The organism is Mesorhizobium sp. B2-4-2 (assembly GCF_006442845.1).
GTDB lineage: Bacteria > Pseudomonadota > Alphaproteobacteria > Rhizobiales > Rhizobiaceae > Mesorhizobium.
Genome location: NZ_VFVM01000010.1, coordinates 181,366 through 199,261 on the forward strand (window position 1 = coordinate 181,366; position 17,896 = coordinate 199,261).

A 17,896-nucleotide genomic window follows, 5' to 3' on the forward strand; every position below is an offset into this window, starting at 1 on the left:
CCAAGACAAGCCCGAGCTCCAATGACATGTCAGCCTCAGGGTGAAATGACTATCATGTCAGGGGTTTGGATGCCGCAGAATGGTTTTGGTGGCCGCAGGGCTAACGCATGGAAATATCTGGCGCTGACGTCGACCGCGCTGGTCGGACTCGGCCAGCCGATCGCCGCGACGGCGGCCGATGCCTGGACCGGCACCACCTCCACGGATTGGTTTACCGCCGGAAACTGGAACGCTGGGTCAGTGCCGACGGCGGCCGATATTGTATATATCAGCAATTCGACACCGAATCCGACTGTTATCAACGCTGGCAACGCTTTTGCCGACGATATTTACCTTGGCTTTGTAGCTTCTTCGGACGGCAGCCTTGTCATTTCGAACGGCACGTTGACGACCGACCGAGCATTCTTATCCTGGGGGGATAACTCCACTTCTGATGTCACCGTAACAGGTGCGGGTTCCTCGTGGACCAGCAGCAGTTTGGTGGTTGGTAGTTTCGGGCTGGCTACGCTCGATATCCTCAATGGCGGTGTCGTGACGGATGCTGTGGGTATTGTTGCGGGCGGCAGCAACGTTCAAGGCGTCGTAAAGATCGATGGCGCCGGCTCAACGTGGCTTAACACTGATAGCCTCACGGTCGGCAGTTCCGGCGTTGGTGCGGTAACGGTTTCCAACGGCGGCAACGTCATCAGCGACAGCGCCTATATTGGCCAATATTCAGATTCGATCGGCTCGGCGACGATCGATGATGCCACCTGGACAAACAATGGAACGCTCTATGTCGGCCATGATGGCGACGGCGCGTTGATAATCACCAACGGCGGTGTGGTTAGCAATGCTGATGCCATGGTGGGCTACAGCACCGATTCAGCCGGTAAGGTGATGGTCGATGGCATCGGCTCAACCTGGCTCAACAGCGGGAACTTGTCCGTCGGCGTCGACGGGACAGGTACGTTGATGGTCTCGAACAGCGGAAAGGTCAGCAATACTTCAGGTTATATTGGCGCCTCCGCGGGTTCGACCGGCAAGGTGTTCGTCGACAACTCGACCTGGACAAACAGCGGATCGCTGAGTGTCGGCGATTTCGGCACCGGCACTCTGGCGATCAGCCATGGCGGCGACGTCAGCTCCAATGGGGGGACTATTGGCGCGAATGCCGGCTCGACCGGCAGCGTGTTCATCGAAAATGCCGGCTCGACCTGGACCAACAGTTCCGACCTGGCTGTCGGCGATTTCGGCACCGGCACGCTAGCGATCAGCAACGGCGGCGCTGTCAGCAATGACAAGGCCTATGTTGGCAAGTCGGCGGACTCGACCGGCATCGTGATAGTCGTCGACTCAACCTGGACAAACAGCGGGTCGCTGATCGTCGGCGATTTCGGCAAGGGCGCTCTGCAGATCACGCAAGGCGGCGCGGTCAGCAACAGTTGGGCAACTGTTGGCGCGAAGGCGGGCTCGACCGGCATCGTATTCGTCGACGGTGCCGGCTCGACCTGGACAAACAGTTCGGACCTCATCGTTGGCGATCAGGGCACGGGTACGCTGGCGGTCTCGAACAAGGGCGCGGTCAGCAATCAGAACGGCATTTTAGCCAACGTTGCGGGCTCCACCGGCACGGCAACGGTCGACGGTATAGGCTCGACCTGGGCCAGCGTAGCCCTTTTCGTCGGTTTCGCCGGCACGGGCGAACTGAACATCCTCAACGGCGGCGCGGTCAACAGTGGCCTGGGCTTCGTTGGTTTCGGTTCGGGTTCCGCCGGCACAGTGACCGTCGACGGCGGGGGATCGACCTGGACAAACAGTTCCAACCTGTTCGTCGGCGATCAGGGTACTGGCACGCTGAATATCTCGAACGGCGGCAAGGTTAGCGATACCACAGGCTATGTGGGCGCATTCTCTGGCTCGACCGGCACGGTGACGGTCGACGGCGGGGGGTCGGCCTGGAACAACAGCTCGGACCTGTTCGTAGGCGGTTTCAGCACGGGTACTCTGACGATCTCGAACAGCGGCACGGTCAGCAATGGCTGGGGCTATATCGGCTACGTTGCCGGTTCGACCGGCATGGCGGCGGTTGACGGCGCGGGATCGAAGTGGACGAACAGCGGGGACCTCTATGTCGGAGGCTTTGGCACGGGCACGGTGACGGTTTCGAAAGGCGGCGTGGTCAGCAATGGCTTGGGCTTGGTTGGCTACGCCGCAGGTTCGGTCGGCACGGTAGCGGTCGACGGCACAGGCTCGACATGGGCCAGCAGCGGAGATCTTGATGTCGGCGTTAGTGGAACAGGCACGCTGACGATTGCCAATGGCGGCGCGGTGTCGAGCGGCGGCGTGGTCAACATCGCCGCCATGGCGGGCTCCGTCGGCACGCTCAACATCGGTGCGGCGAGCGGATCGCCAGCGGCGGCCGCGGGCACGCTCAATGCGGCGAGCGTCCAGTTCGGGCCGGGCGCGGGTGCGATCAACTTCAACCACACCGATACGAACTACGCCTTCGCGTCGGCGATCGGTGGCGCAGGCACGATCAACCAGATCGCCGGCGCGACGAACCTCACCGCCGATTCGAGCGGCTTCACCGGTGCCACCAATGTGGATGGCGGGCGGCTGGCCGTAAATGGTTCGCTGGCCAATTCGCTGGTGACGATCTTCGGTGGCACGCTGGGCGGCAACGGCACGGTGGGCGGTGTCATGGCGCGGTCGGGCGGCATCATCGCACCCGGTAATTCGATCGGTACGCTCCACGTCGCCGGCAATCTCGACCAGGCGGCCGGCTCGATCTACCAGGTCGAACTGACCTCGACCGGCCAGTCCGATCTCATCCACGCGACGGGCACGGCGACGATCGCCGCCGGTGCGGTCCTCGACGTGATCAAGACCGACGCAGCACCTTACGTGGCGGGCACGCATTACACCGTGCTGCAGGCAGACATGGGCGTCACCGGCACCTACACGCTCAGCGGCCTAGGCCCGTTCACCGGCCTTTTCGCGAGTTACGACCCGACGCATGTCTATCTCGACGCGACGCAGGCAAAATCCTTCGCCGAGGTCGGCCTGACACCCAACCAGATCGCCACCGGCGGTGGTGCCGAAAGTCTTGGCAGCGGTAATCCGCTGTTCGATGCGATATTTGCTTTGCCGAGCGAAGCAGCCGCCCAGGACGCCTTCGACCAGCTTTCCGGGGAAATCCATGCCTCGGCCAAGGGCATGCTGCTTGAAGACAGCCGCTTCGTCCGCGACGCCGCCAGCAATCGCATTGCTGCTGCCTTTGGCGATGGCGGCGCGGCGGCGCTGCCGGTCATGGCCTATGGCGAGGGTGGGCCGGAAATGGTGGCGGCCGATACCGACCGCTTCGCTGTCTGGGGCCAGGTGTTCGGTTCGTGGAGCAACACCGACAGCGACGGCAATGCCGCCGCCTTCGACCGCTCGACCGGCGGCCTGTTGGCCGGCGCCGACACTTTGGTCGGCGGCTGGCGTGTCGGCCTCATCGGCGGCTACGGCCATTCCTCCTTCGATGCCGACGACCGCGATTCATCGGGCAAGAGCGACAGCTATCATCTCGGTCTCTATGGCGGCACCAACTGGGGCGCCATCGCCTTCCGCAGCGGAGCGGCTTATAGCTGGAGCAGCATCTCGACCAGACGCTCGGTTGCTTTCAACGGCTTTGCCGATCAACTATCAGCCGACTACGATGCCGGCACCGCGCAAGCGTTCGGCGAACTCGCTTACAAGGCTGATGCCGGTGGCTTCAAGTTCGAACCCTTCGCCAACCTCGCCTACGTCAGCGTGCACACCGACGGCTTCACCGAAACCGGTGGTGCCGCGGCGCTGACCAGCGCCAGCACAAACAACGACGCCACCTTCACCACGCTCGGCCTTCGCGGCGCGACCGACTTCGCGCTTGGCGGCATCGATGCCACCGCTCGCGGCATGCTCGGCTGGCGTCACGCCTTCGGCGATGTCACGCCGACCTCGGTCTTCGCCTTCGCCGGCGGCGATCAATTCACCATCGCCGGCGTGCCGATCGCCAGGGATGCCGCGGTGATCGAGGCCGGCCTCGATCTCAACATGTCGGCCAATGCGACGCTCGGCCTGTCCTATACCGGCCAGTTCGGCAGTGGCACGGTCGACCAGGGCGCCAAGGTGGATCTGAGCGTGAAGTTCTGAACGACGGTGACGAAACCGGCTTTGCAGCACGAACCTGCACGTTGACCCGCCCCTACTCCGGCGACGGCACCGGCGGCTTCGACGTCAGCGCGGTGCCGGCGGCCGCGACGATGACGGCGGCGATGCCAGCCAGTTGCGGCGCGGTCAGGCTCTCATGCAGGAACAGGAAGCCGGCCAGCGCGCCCAATCCTGGCTCCAGGCAGGTCAGCGTGCCGTAGATGCGGGCCGGCATCCGGGTCAGCGCCACCATCTCCAGAAAGAACGGCAGCGCGCTCGAGAACAGGCCGACGAGCAAGGCACTGACCAGGATCGACGGCGCAAGCAGGCCCGCTCCCGCCTGCGCCACGCCGAAAGGCAGCACCAGCACGGCGGCAATCGCCATGCCGTAGGCGGTGGTGCGGGTGCCGAGCTCGGCGCCCGCCTTCTGCGCCAGCACGATGTAGAGCGCCCAGAAACCGCCAGCCGCCAGCGCCAGCATCACCCCAATCGGATCGAGCGGCTGGAGCGAACGGATGAAGGGTGACAACAGCACGATGCCGGCGACCGCCAACGCGATCCAGGCAAAGTCGCCCGCCCGCCGCGAGGTCAGCGTCGCCACCAGCAGCGGTCCTGAAAATTCCAGCGCCACCGCGACGCCGAGCGGAATCGTGGCGAGCGCGGCGTAGAACAGGAGATTGAGCGCGCACAGCGTCACGCCATAGGCGACCAGCCACGGCATGGTGGCGCGCGAAGGCCGCATCTGCCAGGGCCGCAGCACGGCGATCAGCATCAGCGCGCCGACGACCAGCCTCAGCGTCGTCGTGCCCTGCGCGCCGATCACCGGAAACAGGCTCTTGGCGAAAGTAGCGCCGATCTGGATCGACACCATGGCCCCCAACAGCGCCATCACGGGCAAAGGCGCCGCTTCACGACCGACAACCGGCGTCGATGTCACTTGATCCCGTCCTCCGTGCGCCATCAGGCAAACGCTGCGTCATGGGAGATAGGGCGAACCGGCCCGTCCGTCGTGAGGCAGGACCGGCATCTCGATGGGGCAAGAAAGGGCCGGACGAGCCGGCCGCCCTCAGACGCGGCCGTTGCGCGCGTTCGGCAGTCTCATGATCGACGTCAGGACCAGCAGCGCGGTGCCGCCCAGAAACGCGATGGCCCCCAGCGACCAGGCAGTGCCGACATTGACGATGGCAAAGGCCAGCGCAAACGGCGCGACGGCCGAAACGAGCAGCCGGGCCGATGTGACGCGCCCCTGCAGCCGGCCATAGTCCGCACTGCCGAACAATGTCAGCGGCAGGGCGCCGATGACGATGCTGAAAAGCCCATTGCCCATGCCGAACACGACGGCGAAAACCATCGCGCCTGCGACGGAAGGCGCCGTGCAGTTCAGCACGACGACCCCGCTCGTCATCAGGCCGGCCGAGATGATGGCCAGCGTCAATGGCGGCAGGTTGATGCCGAAGATCATGTTGATGAAGCGGCTCAACACTTGTGACGGCCCGAACAGCGTTCCGACGATGGCGGCGGTCGCCCCGAGGCCAAGTCCGGAAAGCAGCGGCACCATATGCACCAGGACAGCGGCGCCAAGCAGGTTCTGCAGCGAAAAGGCGATGACCATCAACGCGAAGCCGAGCGGCCGCGCCGAGGCCGGAAGCGATCCCTGGACATGCCGTGGCGGCTCGGTCGCCGATCGCCTGCTCTTGGCCAGCCCGTGGGAGAGCCAGGCGTGCAGCGGCAGGCAGACGAGCAGGTTCAGCCCCGCGAAGACGAGATAGATGGTTCGCCATGACATCTGCGCGTGCAGGGCCGAGGTGATCGGCCAGAACACGGTCGATGCGAAGCCGGCGATGAGGGTGAGATAGGTGATGCTACGTTGCGCCGCGCGCGGCCTTATCTGCACAAGCAGCGCGAAAGCGGCGCCGTACTGGACCAGGTTCGATGCCACTTCCAGCACGATCAGCGCCGCCACGAAGGCCCCGGCCGCCGGCGCGTAGGCACAGGCGGCGAGCGCAGCCGCGGCAAGGATCGAGCCGGCGGTCATGATCTTGCCGGCGCCGAAGCGGTCGATCCAGTTTCCGAGCCAGGGCGCCGTCAGGCCGCCAACCAGCAGAGCCGCCGAGAGCGCGCCGAAAATCCATTCGGTCGGCCAGTCCAGATCCCTGGCCATATCGGCGGCGAGAATGCTGAAACTGTAGTACAGCGTGCCGTAGCCGATGATCTGGGTGACGCCGAGGGCGGCAATGGCGGTCAGCGGCGAGCGCTCCGGGAATTCGAGATCGGAAAGGCTTCGATCACTTGATGCCACGGTCATGGATCACTACCTCGCCGCCTTCCTTGGCGAAGCGGGCCACCGGATGGTCGAGCAGATCGAGCACGAGCTCGGACGGACGGCACAGCCGCGTCCCCTTGGGCGTCTCGACGATCGGCCGGTTGATCAGGATCGGATGCCTCAGCATGGCGTCGATCAGCTGTTCATCGGTCCATTCGGCGTCACCCAGGCCGAGTTCGGCATAGGGCGTACCCTTTTCGCGCAGCAAGGCGCGCGCGGGAATTCCCATGGCGGCGACCAGCTGGCGCAAGCGGTCCCGGCTGGGCGGATGTTTCAGATACTCGATGATGTCAGGCTTCTCGCCGCTCGCCTGGATCATGGCAAGCGTGTTGCGCGAGGTGCCGCAGTCGGGATTGTGGAAGATCGTAGCGGTCATGGCTTGGCCTCGACGGCAAGAGGTTGGATTTCGGATTGCTGATGCGGCGCGGTCGGGACGATCGCCCGGGCTGTCGGCGCGACGATCACTGAACCGGTCCCTTCACATCGGCGGCGCAGCAGTCTGGAGCCAACGCCGAAGCGCGGATCTCCAGCCGGCCGGAGCAGCAATCCTCCATCAGGAAACGGATGAGGCCGCTCAACGCGTCATATTCGGCGCTGTAGACCATGGAGCGCGAATCGCGCCGCACGCTTATCAGCCCTGCCCGCTCGAGCTCCTTCAGGTGGAAGCTCACATTCGAGGCCGAGACCTCGACTTTTTCGGCGATGGCGCCGGCGGCAATCCCGTCCGGACCGGCAATCACCAGATGCCGCAGGATGCGCAGGCGAGTTTCTTGCGAAAGGGCCGCAAAGGCGGAAAGGGCTTGACGTTCATCCATATTTCAACAATCCTAAAAACGTTGAAACAAGGATTACCGCACATGCTCGTTTCTGACAATCGGGAATTTGAACCCGCTGACGTCGTTGATCCCGACGACATCACCATCGCTGGCCTGCTGGAGTTTCTGGCGGGCTACAAGGACCGGCCGCTGGTGTTCTTCTATGACGGCCGGCCGGTGCGACCTGGCTACCACGTCACCGAAGTGAAGGCCGGCCAGTTCGCTGCGCTGGACTGCGGTGCAAACCCGGAATCCTGGGCCGAGATCTTCGTGCAGCTCTGGGACGTCGAGGAGGACCGCACGCATATGCCGGCCGGGAAATTCTCGGCGATCATCCGCAAGGTGACGGAGCATGTCGGCCTCGACCATTCCGCCAAGCTCACTTTCGAAGTCAGCGACGGCGTGCGCCCGATGCAGCTCTACCGCGCCGCGCTCCCCCGGCTCGCGGGTGATGCGGTGCATGTCGAGCTTTCGCCGCGGCCGGCAAGCTGCAAGCCGCGTGACCGCTGGCTGGAGGAGGAGAGGAAAGCCAAGGCCTGTTGCGGACCTTCGGCCGGACCGCAACCTTGCTGCGGCTGATGTTTCGCAGCCAAGCAGATGGCTTGGCGCCGTCTTGACGGCCAAGACAGCCTTCCGCTCCCTCAGTTCAGCGATTTGCGCCGCGGCGGCGGCGTGTGATCGCGTTGAGGCAGCGGGCGCGGAACGCTGCCCCGCAGTGGGACCTGCGGTCATGCCGGCGAAATGAGCTACGGCGTGGCGCGGAGATTCCTGCGGATGCGCCGCCTGCCCGTTCCACGGGCTTTCTCCGCCACAACGGCGGCGATGTCGACCACGTCGGCCTCGCGCGATCTGCCGTTGGTGGCCTTGTGAAGCCGCTCGTAAGGCAGCAATTCCTTGATCCGCGCATTGAGCGACGCGATTTCAGCTTTGAGGTCCTCGCATTCCTGCCTCTGGACATCCAGCTGTATCTGTTCCGATGCTTGTTGCAGCGCAAGCTGCGAAAGATTGGCGTTCGCTTTCGAAAGGCTCGTCTTGTCGTTTTCGTTCTCGTCGGTGAGCGAGGACAACTTTTGATCGGCGATTTTCTTTTCGGCCAGCGTGTCGTTCAAGTCGGTCTTGAGCCTGGCGATCTCGGCTGTGGCCTCGCTGTTCTCGTGCGAGGCCCGCTCCAGCCGTGATTGCAGGTCCTGGATCTCGGAACGCAATCCGCGCATTTCCGTCTGGCTGCGGGCGAGTTCAGCTTGCCTGTCGCCTTCCATCATGCTGGCCGCTTCGGTCATTTCCGACAGCTTCGCCTGCGCGGTCTCGAGTGATTTCTGGAGCCGCATCTCCTCCTTCTCGCTCTTGCCGAGCGCGGTCAGCAGTTCGGCAAGCCGCGCTGCTTCGCTGGCATGGATCGTCGAGAGCTCGTCGAGCCTGTGGCGCGTCTGGGTTTCTCGCTTCAGCGCCTTGTCGAGCTCGATCGACAGGCTGACATGTTTTTCCCGCAGCATCTTGCTCTCGCGCAGGCGCCTGTTGGCCTCGACCGCCCTGGCCGTCAGCCGCTTGGCGATGTCACCGAACTCCGCGTCGCGTTTTGCGCCCGCATTGGCCGTTTCGGCAAGTTCCAGCCTGGCCGCTGCGAGCGCTGCGCGAAGCGCCTCCCTGTCCTGGACCAGGCTTGTCTCGCGCTGTTGCAGCAATTCGCAGGCGCTTTCACGCTCGCGCAGCTTTCTTGCCGTGTCGTGCAGCTTTTCCGACAGCGTTCTTTGTTCCGCGACCAGGTCGCCATTTGCGAGCTCCAGCTCGTTGGCGCGAAGAATATCGGTGTGGAGGATGTTGAGGAACTCGCGCGTCAAATGGTGTGAGGTAGCGATCTCCGACAATTTGCCGTTGATCTCGTCCATATAGTTCCTGGCGTCATGGAACATCCCTTCGAAGGCACTCAATGCCGCCATCCGGGTCTGGGTATGGGGCGTCAGTCGTGGTGCGGTTTCGGTATCGTCGGCGTTGCCCGCGCCGTCCGGATTATCCGCATCATCCGCATTGGCCTCGGGTGCCGAGGCCTCGGCTCCTGGCGCGGAATCTGGGATATAGCCGCTGTCCGGCGGCGCGTCGTATTCGGTATCGAGGCTGGCATCCAGAGCGTCCGCCAGATCGGCCTGCAGCTCCTGGAGTGCATCATCTACGTCTTCGGCACGCTTGATCAGACCCTTGAAATTCATAACGAATGCCCTTTACACATACCCCATTCAGTATTTAATAATTGGCTAATATGTATGCTTACATCCACTGATTGCGCAGGGGAAGCCCCCCATTAGGGGGAGCGTAAAGTTGGACATTTGGGGTTGGGATGCGGCGGGCGACCAGTGCCGCGGCCGTCTTTTTGCAGAATTGACGCACCCGATTTCTGGGTGGAATCTGATGCGGAAAATCCTGGATCCTACCTTCCCCTCGTGGAAGGTAGGACTGAGGCGCTGGCGCTGAAGGATGCTCTTCCTGTAGCGCCGCGCCAACTCCGCCCGCTGCTTGCAGCGACCCTCCCCACAAGGGGAGGGTAAAAGTCAGCCCGCCATGGCCAGCGGCACGGCGCTTTTGTTGGGGATCTGGATGTCGATTTCCAGCGTCGACATGGTCTCGCCGCGGTCCATCGAGATTTGCAGATAGTCCTGGTCGATCTGCACGTGCTTGGCGATGACGGCCATGATCTCCTCGCGCAGCACGGAGACGAGATCGGGCTGGCCACGGCTGCGGCGTTCGTAGGCGAGCAGCACCTGCAGTCGCTCACGCGCCACGGGCGCGCTGGAGCGCCGCTTGAAGAGGTCGAGAATGTTCATGCCGCCCTCCTTCCGAGCAGCCTGTCGAGGAAGCCCTTGCGCTCGAAGGGAACCACGACCGGCAGGTCTTCGCCTTCCAGCCGCCGCGCCGCTTCGATATAGGCCTTGGCGGCGGCGTTCAGCGGATCGCTCAGCGTCACCGGCGAACCGAGATTGGAGGCCCTGAGCACATCCTGGCTCTCCGGGATGATGCCAAGGAGCGGCACCGACAGGATTTCCAGCACGTCGTCGATGGACAGCATCTCGCCGCGAGCCGCGCGGCCGGCATCGTAACGCGTCACCAGCACGTGCTTGGCGATTTGCTCGCCCTGTTCGGCGCGCATGGTGCGGGCGTCGAGCAGGCCGATGATACGGTCGGAATCGCGCACCGACGACACTTCCGGATTGGTGACGATGACCGCCTCGTCGGCGAAGCGCATGGCGAGCTGCGCGCCGCGTTCGATGCCGGCCGGGCTGTCGCAGAACACATAGTCGAACACCGAGCGCAGCTTCTCGATCACCTCGCCGACGCCTTCTTCGGTCAGCGCGTCCTTGTCGCGCGTCTGCGAGGCCGGCAGCAGGAACAGCGTGTCGACGCGCTTGTCGCGGATCAGCGCCTGCGACAGCTTGGCCGTGCCCTGGATGACATTGACGAGGTCGAACACCACGCGCCGTTCGGCGCCCATGATCAGGTCGAGATTGCGCAGGCCGACGTCGAAATCGACCAGCGCCACTTTCTTGCCGGTCCTGGCGACCGCGGCCCCCAATGCGGCCGTCGAGGTCGTCTTGCCGACACCTCCCTTGCCTGAGGTGACCACCACTACCTTGCCCATGAAAAAAGCCTCCGTCGCCTGATGTTGTCGTTTGTTATTGCTCCGTGCGTCGCACGGCTATTGTTGGAACCTGGCATCATTCCACGCGAAACCGGTCCCAACCTTGCGGACCTGAGCGTCCTGTTCGCGATCGCGCACAAGAACTGGTTCGGCGTTTTCATCCCGGCGCCCTAGTTCAGCGGCACGACGCGCAGCACGCCGTCTTCGAGGAAGGCCTGCACCGGCTTGCCGCGCGAGGCGCCTTCCATGTCCTCCGCCGTGGTGTACCAGCCGTCGATGGCGAGCAGCTCGGCCTCGTTCCTGCGGCAGAAGATGCGCGCCGAAATATTGCCTTCCGAGCCCGCAATGGCGCGGCCGCGCAGTGTGCCGTAGACATGGATCGAGCCCGCCGCAATGATCTCGGAACCGGAAGCGACCGATCCAAGCACGATGACATCGCCATGCGGATGAAAGATCGACTGGCCCGAGCGAAGGGGCGACTTGACCATCAGCGTTCCGGCCAGGGCCGGCTCCGCCGCGCCGGCTTGCTGTTCTGTCTTGGCCGCCTTGGCCGCGTTGACCCTTCCAGCCTCGGCCCTGCCCTCGTCGGGCTTGCCCGTTTCCTTGCCGCGTTCCGAAGACACCGCTTCCGTCTTGCCGGCCTCTTCCGCCAGGCCTGCCTTGCCGTTGCGGCCGGGCTGCGCCAGCAGGCCATCTGAAGTGGCCTCCTTGGCGCCGGCCAGCAGCGGTGGCAGCTCGGGCCCGAGCGAGGCCCCTTCGAGTTCGATGGCATAGACCCGGATGCCACGCGTGCCGAGCGAAGCGACCAGCGCCGCGATCTCGTCGGCCGCAGGCTTCAGCGCATTGAGATCGAGCACCACCGGCCGCCCTGAGAAATAGCCCGGCGAATTGCCGATCCAATGATCCAGCCCCTCCAACCAAGCACCGATCGGCGCCTCCGGCGTCAGCGTGAAAGCGACGAACGAACGGGCGCGAAAGCGAATGGATTTGGTCTCCAGGGGAGCGGCAAAGGTCACGGCTGGCGAATCCTTACTCAATGGTTAAAGGGTGCCGGCCGAATGGTTAACAAATGGTTAATAAAGACGGCTGGCACCTTGGAAGCCGCCAGAAATTGGAGGGTCGGCTAACCGCCAGTTGCGGATGCCGGCTGACAACACGCGGAATGTGTTGATAGCGCCGCGTCAGCAAGCGGATTACCGCCGTTCAATCGACAAGCTAGATCTCAAAATGCGCCATGACGGCAACAGCGGGGGAGCCACCGCCAGCGACGACCGATCCCCTCCGAAAGGCGCGCGCAGGTTGACAATCCTTGGGTTGATGCAACATCCTGCCGATCTTTGACCGGGAGGTAATATGACTGTTTCGATCAACCGTCGCGTCTTTTCCGTCGGCGCGGGCACTTTGGCGCTGGCCGCGGCAGGGTTTTCGCCGGCGCGCGCGCAGCAGGCTTTTTTCCGTATCGGCACCGGCGGCACGTCCGGCACCTACTATCCGGTGGGCGGGCTGATCGCCAACGCGATCTCGGCGACGGGGCCGGCCGGCGTCGAGGGCCTGGTTGCCAGCGCCACGTCCTCCAACGGTTCGGTGGCCAACATCAGCGCCATCCAGTCGGGCGCTTCCGAATCGGGCTTCACGCAATCCGATGTCGCCTACTGGGCGCATTCGGGCACCGGCCTCTACGAGGGCAAGCCCAAGGTAGAGGATCTGCGCCTCATTGCGACGCTCTATCCTGAAACCATCCATCTGGTCGCGCGCGCCGACGCCGGCATCAAGACGGTGGCGGATCTGAAGGGCAAGCGCGTCTCCCTCGACGAGCCGGGTTCCGGCACCATCGTTGATGCGCGCCTGGTGCTCGGCGCCTACGGTCTAACGGAGAAGGACGTAAAGCCCGAATATCTCAAGCCCGGCCCGGCCGGCGAGCGCCTGCAAGACGGCGCCATGGACGCCTATTTCTTCGTTGGCGGCTATCCGACCGGTGCCATCGTCGAGCTTGCCAGCACCAACAACATCACGCTGGTGCCGATCACCGGCCCCGAGGCCGACAAGCTCCTGTCCGAACAGAAGTTCTTCTCGACCGACATCGTGCCCGCGGGCACCTACAAGAATGTCGGCGAGACCAAGACCATTTCGGTCGCCGCGCAATGGGTGACCAGCGCCAAGCAGACCGATGACCTCATCTACAAGATCGTCAAGTCGCTCTACAGCGACGAGACCCAGAAGGCGCTGCAGGCTGGTCATGCCAAGGGCAAGCTGATCACGCTCCAGAACGCGGTCACCAGCGCCGGCATTCCGTTCCATCCGGGCGCGGAGAAATTCTACAAGGAAGTCGGCGCCCTGAAATAAGAGGCCATCAACAGACTGGCGACAACGAGGCGGAAGGCGTGCTTTCCGCCTCGTTTGTCTGGGGATTCAGGATACGGAACCGACTATGAGCGACGACGACAAAATCAGGCTTTCCGGCATGGAGTTCGACGAGGAAAAGGCTCGCGAACTGGAGGAGAAATTCGACTCCGAGATCCGGTTCCGGCCGCTGACCCGGGCCGCCGGCTGGCTGGTCGGCTTCCTCCTGGTGGCCTTGTCGCTGTTTCACTATTACACGGCTGGATTCGGCTTGCTGCAGGAGATGCTGCACCGGGGCATCCACCTGTCGATGGTGCTGTCGCTGATCTTCCTCGTCTTCCCTCTGGTGAAGAAGGGCTACGACCAGCCCGCCCAATCCAGCCTTCTGCGGCCGCTCGGCATACCGGTTTTCGACTGGCTGCTGGCGCTTGCCGCGGTGGTAGCGGTCCTGCACGTGCCGATGATCCCGCTCGACGATCTTGCCTTCCGCGTCGGCAACCCCACGACGACCGACGTGGTGCTCGGGCTGACCCTCATTTTGCTCCTGCTGGAAGCGACGCGCCGGTCCGTCGGCATCCCGCTGCCCATCATCGCCATCCTCTTCATGGCTTATGCGCTGTTCGGCCCCTATATGCCGAGCATCCTGGTGCATCCCGGCGCGTCCGTCTCTCAGCTCGTCGACCACCTCTACCTCACGACGCAAGGCATCTACGGCATCGCGCTCGGCGTCGTCGCCACCTACGTTTTCCACTTCGTCCTGTTTGGCGTCTTCGCCACCCGCATCGGTCTCGGCCAGCTCTTTCTCGACTGCGCGGCATGGGTCGCCGGCCGCTACGCCGGCGGTCCGGCCAAGGTATCGATCTTCGGCTCGGCCCTGTTTGGCATGATCTCTGGCTCGTCGGTCGCCAACACCGTCACCGTCGGCTCGCTGACCATCCCGGCGATGATCCGGCTCGGCTACAAGAAGCATTTCGCCGCCGCGGTGGAGGCGGCTTCCTCCACCGGCGGGCAGGTGACGCCGCCGATCATGGGAGCCGCCGCCTTCCTGATGATCGAGTTCCTCGAACTGCCCTACACGACCATCATCCTGGCAGCGATAGTGCCGGCCTTCATGCACTTCTTCGGCGTGTTCATGCAGGTGCATTTCGAGGCCAAGCGCACCGGCTTGCGCGGCCTGCGGCCGGACGAGATGCCCGACGTGGTCGAGGCATTGAAACGGGACTGGCCGACCATCATCCCACTCGTCGTCCTGATCGGCGTGCTTCTTGCGGGTTATACGCCCTACATGGCTGCCTTCTGGGGCATTACCCTGTGCATCCTGGTCGGCCTGTTTAACCCGCGCCGGCGCATGTCTGTCGCCGACATCGTGGTGTGCCTGCGCGACGGCGCCAAGTATGCGCTCGCCGTCGGCGCTGCCGCCGCCACGGTCGGCATCGTCGTCGGCGTTGTCACCCTGACCGGCGTCGGCTTCAAGCTGTCCTACATCGTCACTTCGACGGCAGGCCATCTGTCGCTGCTGTTCGGCACCTTTATCCCCGAAGCGATCTTCTCGACGCACGGGCTGACCCTTTTGTTCACGCTGATCATGACCGGCGTGGTCTGCATCCTGATGGGTTGCGGCATCCCGACGACAGCGAACTACATCATCATGGTGACGATTGCCGCGCCGGCACTGGTGATGCTCGGCACCGAGCCGATCGTCGCCCACTTCTTCGTTTTCTATTATGGCCTGCTGGCTGACATCACGCCGCCGGTTGCGCTGGCTGCCTACGCTGCCGCCGGCATGGCGGGAGCTGATCCATTCAAGACCGGCAACACTGCCTTTCGGCTCGGGCTCGGCAAGGCGCTGGTGCCCTTTGTCTTTGTCTTCTCGCCGTCGCTTCTGCTGGTGACGAAAGATTTCACCTGGCCGAACTTCTTCCTGGCTTTCTTTGGCTGCGTGCTCGGCATCACCTGCCTGGGGGCCGCCCTCTCGCGCTACCTGCTCGTGCGCACCCGGCCATGGGAAAACGTGTTGCTGGTCTTGGCCGCCCTGCTTCTGGTGGCGCCCGAACTCTATTCGTCCCTACTCGGCCTGGTTCTGACCATTCCCGTCATCTGGCGCCATTGGAGCGCGCGCAACGTCGAAGAGGCGCGACCGGCTTGATCAGCGCCGCCCCAACGATCGCTCCCCGAGAACTCAAAGGGGCCGGAAACGTTTTGGGGACTTCAGGAAGTCAGCGTGCTCTCAACCTGAATCTGACGCGAACCGCCAGGATCGGTTCCGCGGGGGAAAAGTTCCCCGAGAGCTGACAGACAGCCTTCGACATCAGAAAGCGACAGCCGGAGTTTCAAGTCATTGAGGGTCAGTGACGAAAGGCATGATGTCCACGCCGTCTCCCGGGAAGACGGTGAAATGCGGATGGCTTTCGAACAGGCGGGCGGCGGCATCGATTGTATCGGCCTCGACGACAATGTAGCCGCAGAAAGGGTTCACGGCGTCTGCGACCCCATCCTTGGTAACGCGCGTCGTCCTCCCGACCATGCCGCCGCGATCGGGGAAAGATGCGGCATTTCTCTCCTCCCAGTCCGTCCACTGCTGTAGGCCGACGCTATCAATCGCATCTTGCTCGGGCTTGGGCAGGCTGCGAAAGCGGGCAAGGTCTTCAGGCTTCATGGTGTAGACGGCAAGAAAGCGGGGCATGTGACGGTCTTCGCGCTGACAGAACCGATGCCAGCCTAGACTCTCGGTTGGCCGAAGTCACTAAGCACTACCACCCTCAGGCACGGCGAATTGCCCTTGTCCGGGCACTTTCGGATCATCTCACTCTCCTTTCGAAAAGGGCCACGGTCGGGCCCTTCAGTCTCGGTGCTCCGGCACTCCTTTCAGCTGGTCCTTGGTCCATTGGGTCACGGCGTGGCGCCGTCCTCGTCGCGCATGAAGTCGAGCTCGGTGACGGCCACCGGGCTCGGCGAAGGACGAGGAACGCCAGCCGTTCAAGTTTTCTCCGCGTCCGCGCAGGTCACTAAACACCGCTCTTGGCGCTGCGATGGAGTCGTCATCGCATCGTCTCTGGCCAGCTTCAGGCCGGCGCCTGGTCGGATGTGGGTGACCCCATGCCAAAGACATGGGGGCACATCGCTCTCAGACACTTTGATACGACTGCCCGCCAGTCAGTGAATGTTGATACGTCGCGTCACCTGACCGTTGCTTTCCCAATAGGTATGCTTCTTGGCAATGATGGGATCGTCCATTGCGGGTTGGACCTGCCCTCCCGTATCAACCGCGCGCGAGGTGACGGCGTGCTCTCCGGCAGAAGGCTTGGGCCAGTCGACGGACCATAGTTTCCAGGCAAAGTCCGCCTTGTCGGTTTCGTCGATGGCCGCCGGCATCCATGGCCCGTCATCGATCTTCACCTCGACCCGGTCGACCGGTGCGCCCCAGGCGGCCCCGACGATCCGGTAGTCATCGCCGATATGAGTGACCCGGGCCGGTGCCGATTTCAGCCTCGCCCGCCCGACCGAAGTTTCCACCCATACTGTCTCGCCGTTGTGGTCTTCCTCGCGCAGCGTGACATAATCGCGTCCCATGAACCGGTTCTCGAAGCGCTGATCGTTCACGTCTATGCGCTTGATCCATTTGACGTTCGCGATCCCGTACCATCCCGGCGCAATCAGCCGCAGCGGGAAGCCGTTGTCAGGAGGCAAGGGGGACCCATTCATCTCGTAGCAAAGGATGTTTTTGGGATCCATGGCGTCGGGAAGTGACATGCTGCGCGCAAAATTCTGCGTGAACTTGACGTCGTCGGCCCGCTTGATTTCCCCTTTATCGGTGCCCCAGAAGACGACCTCGATACCAGTGTCGAGGACTCCGGCCTCCGTGAGGATCGGCGCGAGCGGCGTGCCCGCCCAGCGCGCATTGCCAATGCCGCCATTGAAAAACGGCAGACCGGTATTGCCCGAACATTCGACCGTGAAGGTGACTTCCTGGCGCGGTCGAGCCTTGATGTCGGCGAGCGTCAGGGTTGTCGGCTTTTTAACGGAGCCGCCGATTTCGAGTTTCCAGGTGCTTTCGTCGATCACCGGCCGGTCGAAATGCGCGATTGAAAAGAACTTGTCGTTGGGCGTCACCCAGGAATCGAGATCCTCCCACACCAGCTGATTTTTGATGACTTCCGGAACCGGGTTCGGCGGCAGCTGATCCAACCATTTGATGACTTCCTCGCCGGCCCGGCTTGGAAAGGCAGAGGCAATCCGCGATTGAAAGGACGCCAACGCTGCGAGGGCTGCCCCGCCTTGAACGATGAATTCACGTCTGGGAAGGTAATGCATGACGACTTCTCCTCCAGTGAAAAGCTCAGTTCTCCTTCAGTGATAGATGCAATAGCGACCGGGATCGCGCAAAGCAGAGGCCGGCCGCGGCGGGCAATTATGAGAGCGTGTGAAACAACCCGAGTTAGAAGCGCGCCGTAGTTAAAGCGACGTCTCCGCTCTCAATCGCCAGCTTGTCAGGTCCGAGCCGGCGATCTTCAACTATATGCCCTATATGTCCTCGTGGCGAGGGCAAGGGCCGCATCTTCGCATCACGATTGGCATCTGCCTCGTGTTCCAAAATCCAATGCAGCCTACAATTGGTGGGTCGGATTTTGTGAGCGG

At 63.3% G+C, this 17,896-nt stretch carries 14 protein-coding genes and 1 pseudogene; 4 read left to right on the forward strand and 11 right to left on the reverse strand.

Annotation, left to right across the window (positions count from 1 at the left end):
• Positions 1 to 69: 69 nt before the first annotated feature.
• Entirely contained in the window at positions 70 to 4,158 is a 4,089-nt protein-coding gene (locus tag FJ942_RS22185) for an autotransporter domain-containing protein (protein WP_281406757.1), read from the forward strand.
• Between the two features lie 52 nt (positions 4,159 to 4,210).
• On the opposite strand, the gene FJ942_RS22190 is transcribed toward FJ942_RS22185, so the two are convergent.
• The 4 genes from FJ942_RS22190 to FJ942_RS22205 all read right to left on the reverse strand — a co-directional run bounded on the left by FJ942_RS22190 (position 4,211) and on the right by FJ942_RS22205 (position 7,293).
• A complete protein-coding gene (locus FJ942_RS22190) occupies positions 4,211 to 5,092 on the reverse strand; it encodes a DMT family transporter (RefSeq protein WP_140657648.1) in 882 nt (293 codons plus the stop codon).
• 129 nt (positions 5,093 to 5,221) lie between these two features.
• Positions 5,222 to 6,460, reverse strand: coding sequence for an arsenite efflux MFS transporter ArsK (gene arsK / locus FJ942_RS22195; protein WP_140898941.1), 1,239 nt, complete (start codon positions 6,458 to 6,460; stop codon positions 5,222 to 5,224).
• Positions 6,441 to 6,854 carry an arsenate reductase (glutaredoxin) gene (gene arsC, locus FJ942_RS22200; RefSeq protein ID WP_140898943.1) on the reverse strand — a complete coding sequence of 138 codons (414 nt, stop codon included), beginning with the start codon at positions 6,852 to 6,854 and terminating at the stop codon, positions 6,441 to 6,443. The genes arsK and arsC overlap by 20 nt, the downstream gene beginning before the upstream one ends.
• A gap of 85 nt (positions 6,855 to 6,939) precedes the next feature.
• A complete protein-coding gene (locus FJ942_RS22205; RefSeq protein ID WP_140556429.1) occupies positions 6,940 to 7,293 on the reverse strand; it encodes a metalloregulator ArsR/SmtB family transcription factor in 354 nt (117 codons plus the stop codon).
• 42 nt (positions 7,294 to 7,335) lie between these two features.
• On the opposite strand from FJ942_RS22205, the gene FJ942_RS22210 reads away from it, so the two are divergent.
• Positions 7,336 to 7,872 (forward strand): DUF6428 family protein, encoded by a 537-nt coding sequence (locus tag FJ942_RS22210; protein ID WP_140582464.1) that lies wholly within the window; start codon positions 7,336 to 7,338, stop codon positions 7,870 to 7,872.
• Between the two features lie 167 nt (positions 7,873 to 8,039).
• On the opposite strand, the gene FJ942_RS22215 is transcribed toward FJ942_RS22210, so the two are convergent.
• From FJ942_RS22215 to minC, 4 genes are all read right to left on the reverse strand, one after another.
• Entirely contained in the window at positions 8,040 to 9,497 is a 1,458-nt protein-coding gene (locus FJ942_RS22215) for a hypothetical protein (protein WP_140898945.1), read from the reverse strand.
• Between the two features lie 339 nt (positions 9,498 to 9,836).
• Positions 9,837 to 10,109: a cell division topological specificity factor MinE gene (gene minE, locus FJ942_RS22220; protein WP_140500137.1), complete on the reverse strand. Its 273-nt coding sequence runs from the start codon at positions 10,107 to 10,109 to the stop codon at positions 9,837 to 9,839.
• Entirely contained in the window at positions 10,106 to 10,921 is an 816-nt protein-coding gene (gene minD / locus FJ942_RS22225; RefSeq protein WP_140500139.1) for a septum site-determining protein MinD, read from the reverse strand. Before minD ends, minE begins: the two co-directional genes overlap by 4 nt.
• A gap of 170 nt (positions 10,922 to 11,091) precedes the next feature.
• Positions 11,092 to 11,937: a septum site-determining protein MinC gene (gene minC, locus FJ942_RS22230; protein ID WP_140898947.1), complete on the reverse strand. Its 846-nt coding sequence runs from the start codon at positions 11,935 to 11,937 to the stop codon at positions 11,092 to 11,094.
• A 337-nt stretch (positions 11,938 to 12,274) separates the two neighbouring features.
• On the opposite strand from minC, the gene FJ942_RS22235 reads away from it, so the two are divergent.
• Both FJ942_RS22235 and FJ942_RS22240 read left to right on the forward strand, forming a co-directional pair.
• Positions 12,275 to 13,264, forward strand: coding sequence for a TAXI family TRAP transporter solute-binding subunit (locus FJ942_RS22235; protein ID WP_140500143.1), 990 nt, complete (start codon positions 12,275 to 12,277; stop codon positions 13,262 to 13,264).
• An 85-nt stretch (positions 13,265 to 13,349) separates the two neighbouring features.
• The gene (locus FJ942_RS22240) at positions 13,350 to 15,407 is read left to right on the forward strand and encodes a TRAP transporter permease (RefSeq protein WP_140898950.1); all 2,058 of its coding nucleotides are present in this window, start codon (positions 13,350 to 13,352) and stop codon (positions 15,405 to 15,407) included.
• A 189-nt stretch (positions 15,408 to 15,596) separates the two neighbouring features.
• On the opposite strand, the gene FJ942_RS22245 is transcribed toward FJ942_RS22240, so the two are convergent.
• The 3 genes and pseudogenes from FJ942_RS22245 to FJ942_RS22255 form a co-directional block, all read right to left on the reverse strand.
• On the reverse strand, positions 15,597 to 15,944 hold the full coding sequence (locus tag FJ942_RS22245) for a hypothetical protein (protein WP_140500147.1): 348 nt from the start codon (positions 15,942 to 15,944) through the stop codon (positions 15,597 to 15,599).
• A gap of 156 nt (positions 15,945 to 16,100) precedes the next feature.
• Positions 16,101 to 16,204 (reverse strand): annotated as a pseudogene (locus tag FJ942_RS28935) (PRC-barrel domain containing protein); the annotation flags it as partial.
• Positions 16,205 to 16,414: 210 nt separating this feature from the next.
• Positions 16,415 to 17,572: a sulfite oxidase gene (locus tag FJ942_RS22255; RefSeq protein WP_140516107.1), complete on the reverse strand. Its 1,158-nt coding sequence runs from the start codon at positions 17,570 to 17,572 to the stop codon at positions 16,415 to 16,417.
• Between the last annotated feature and the right edge of the window lie 324 nt (positions 17,573 to 17,896).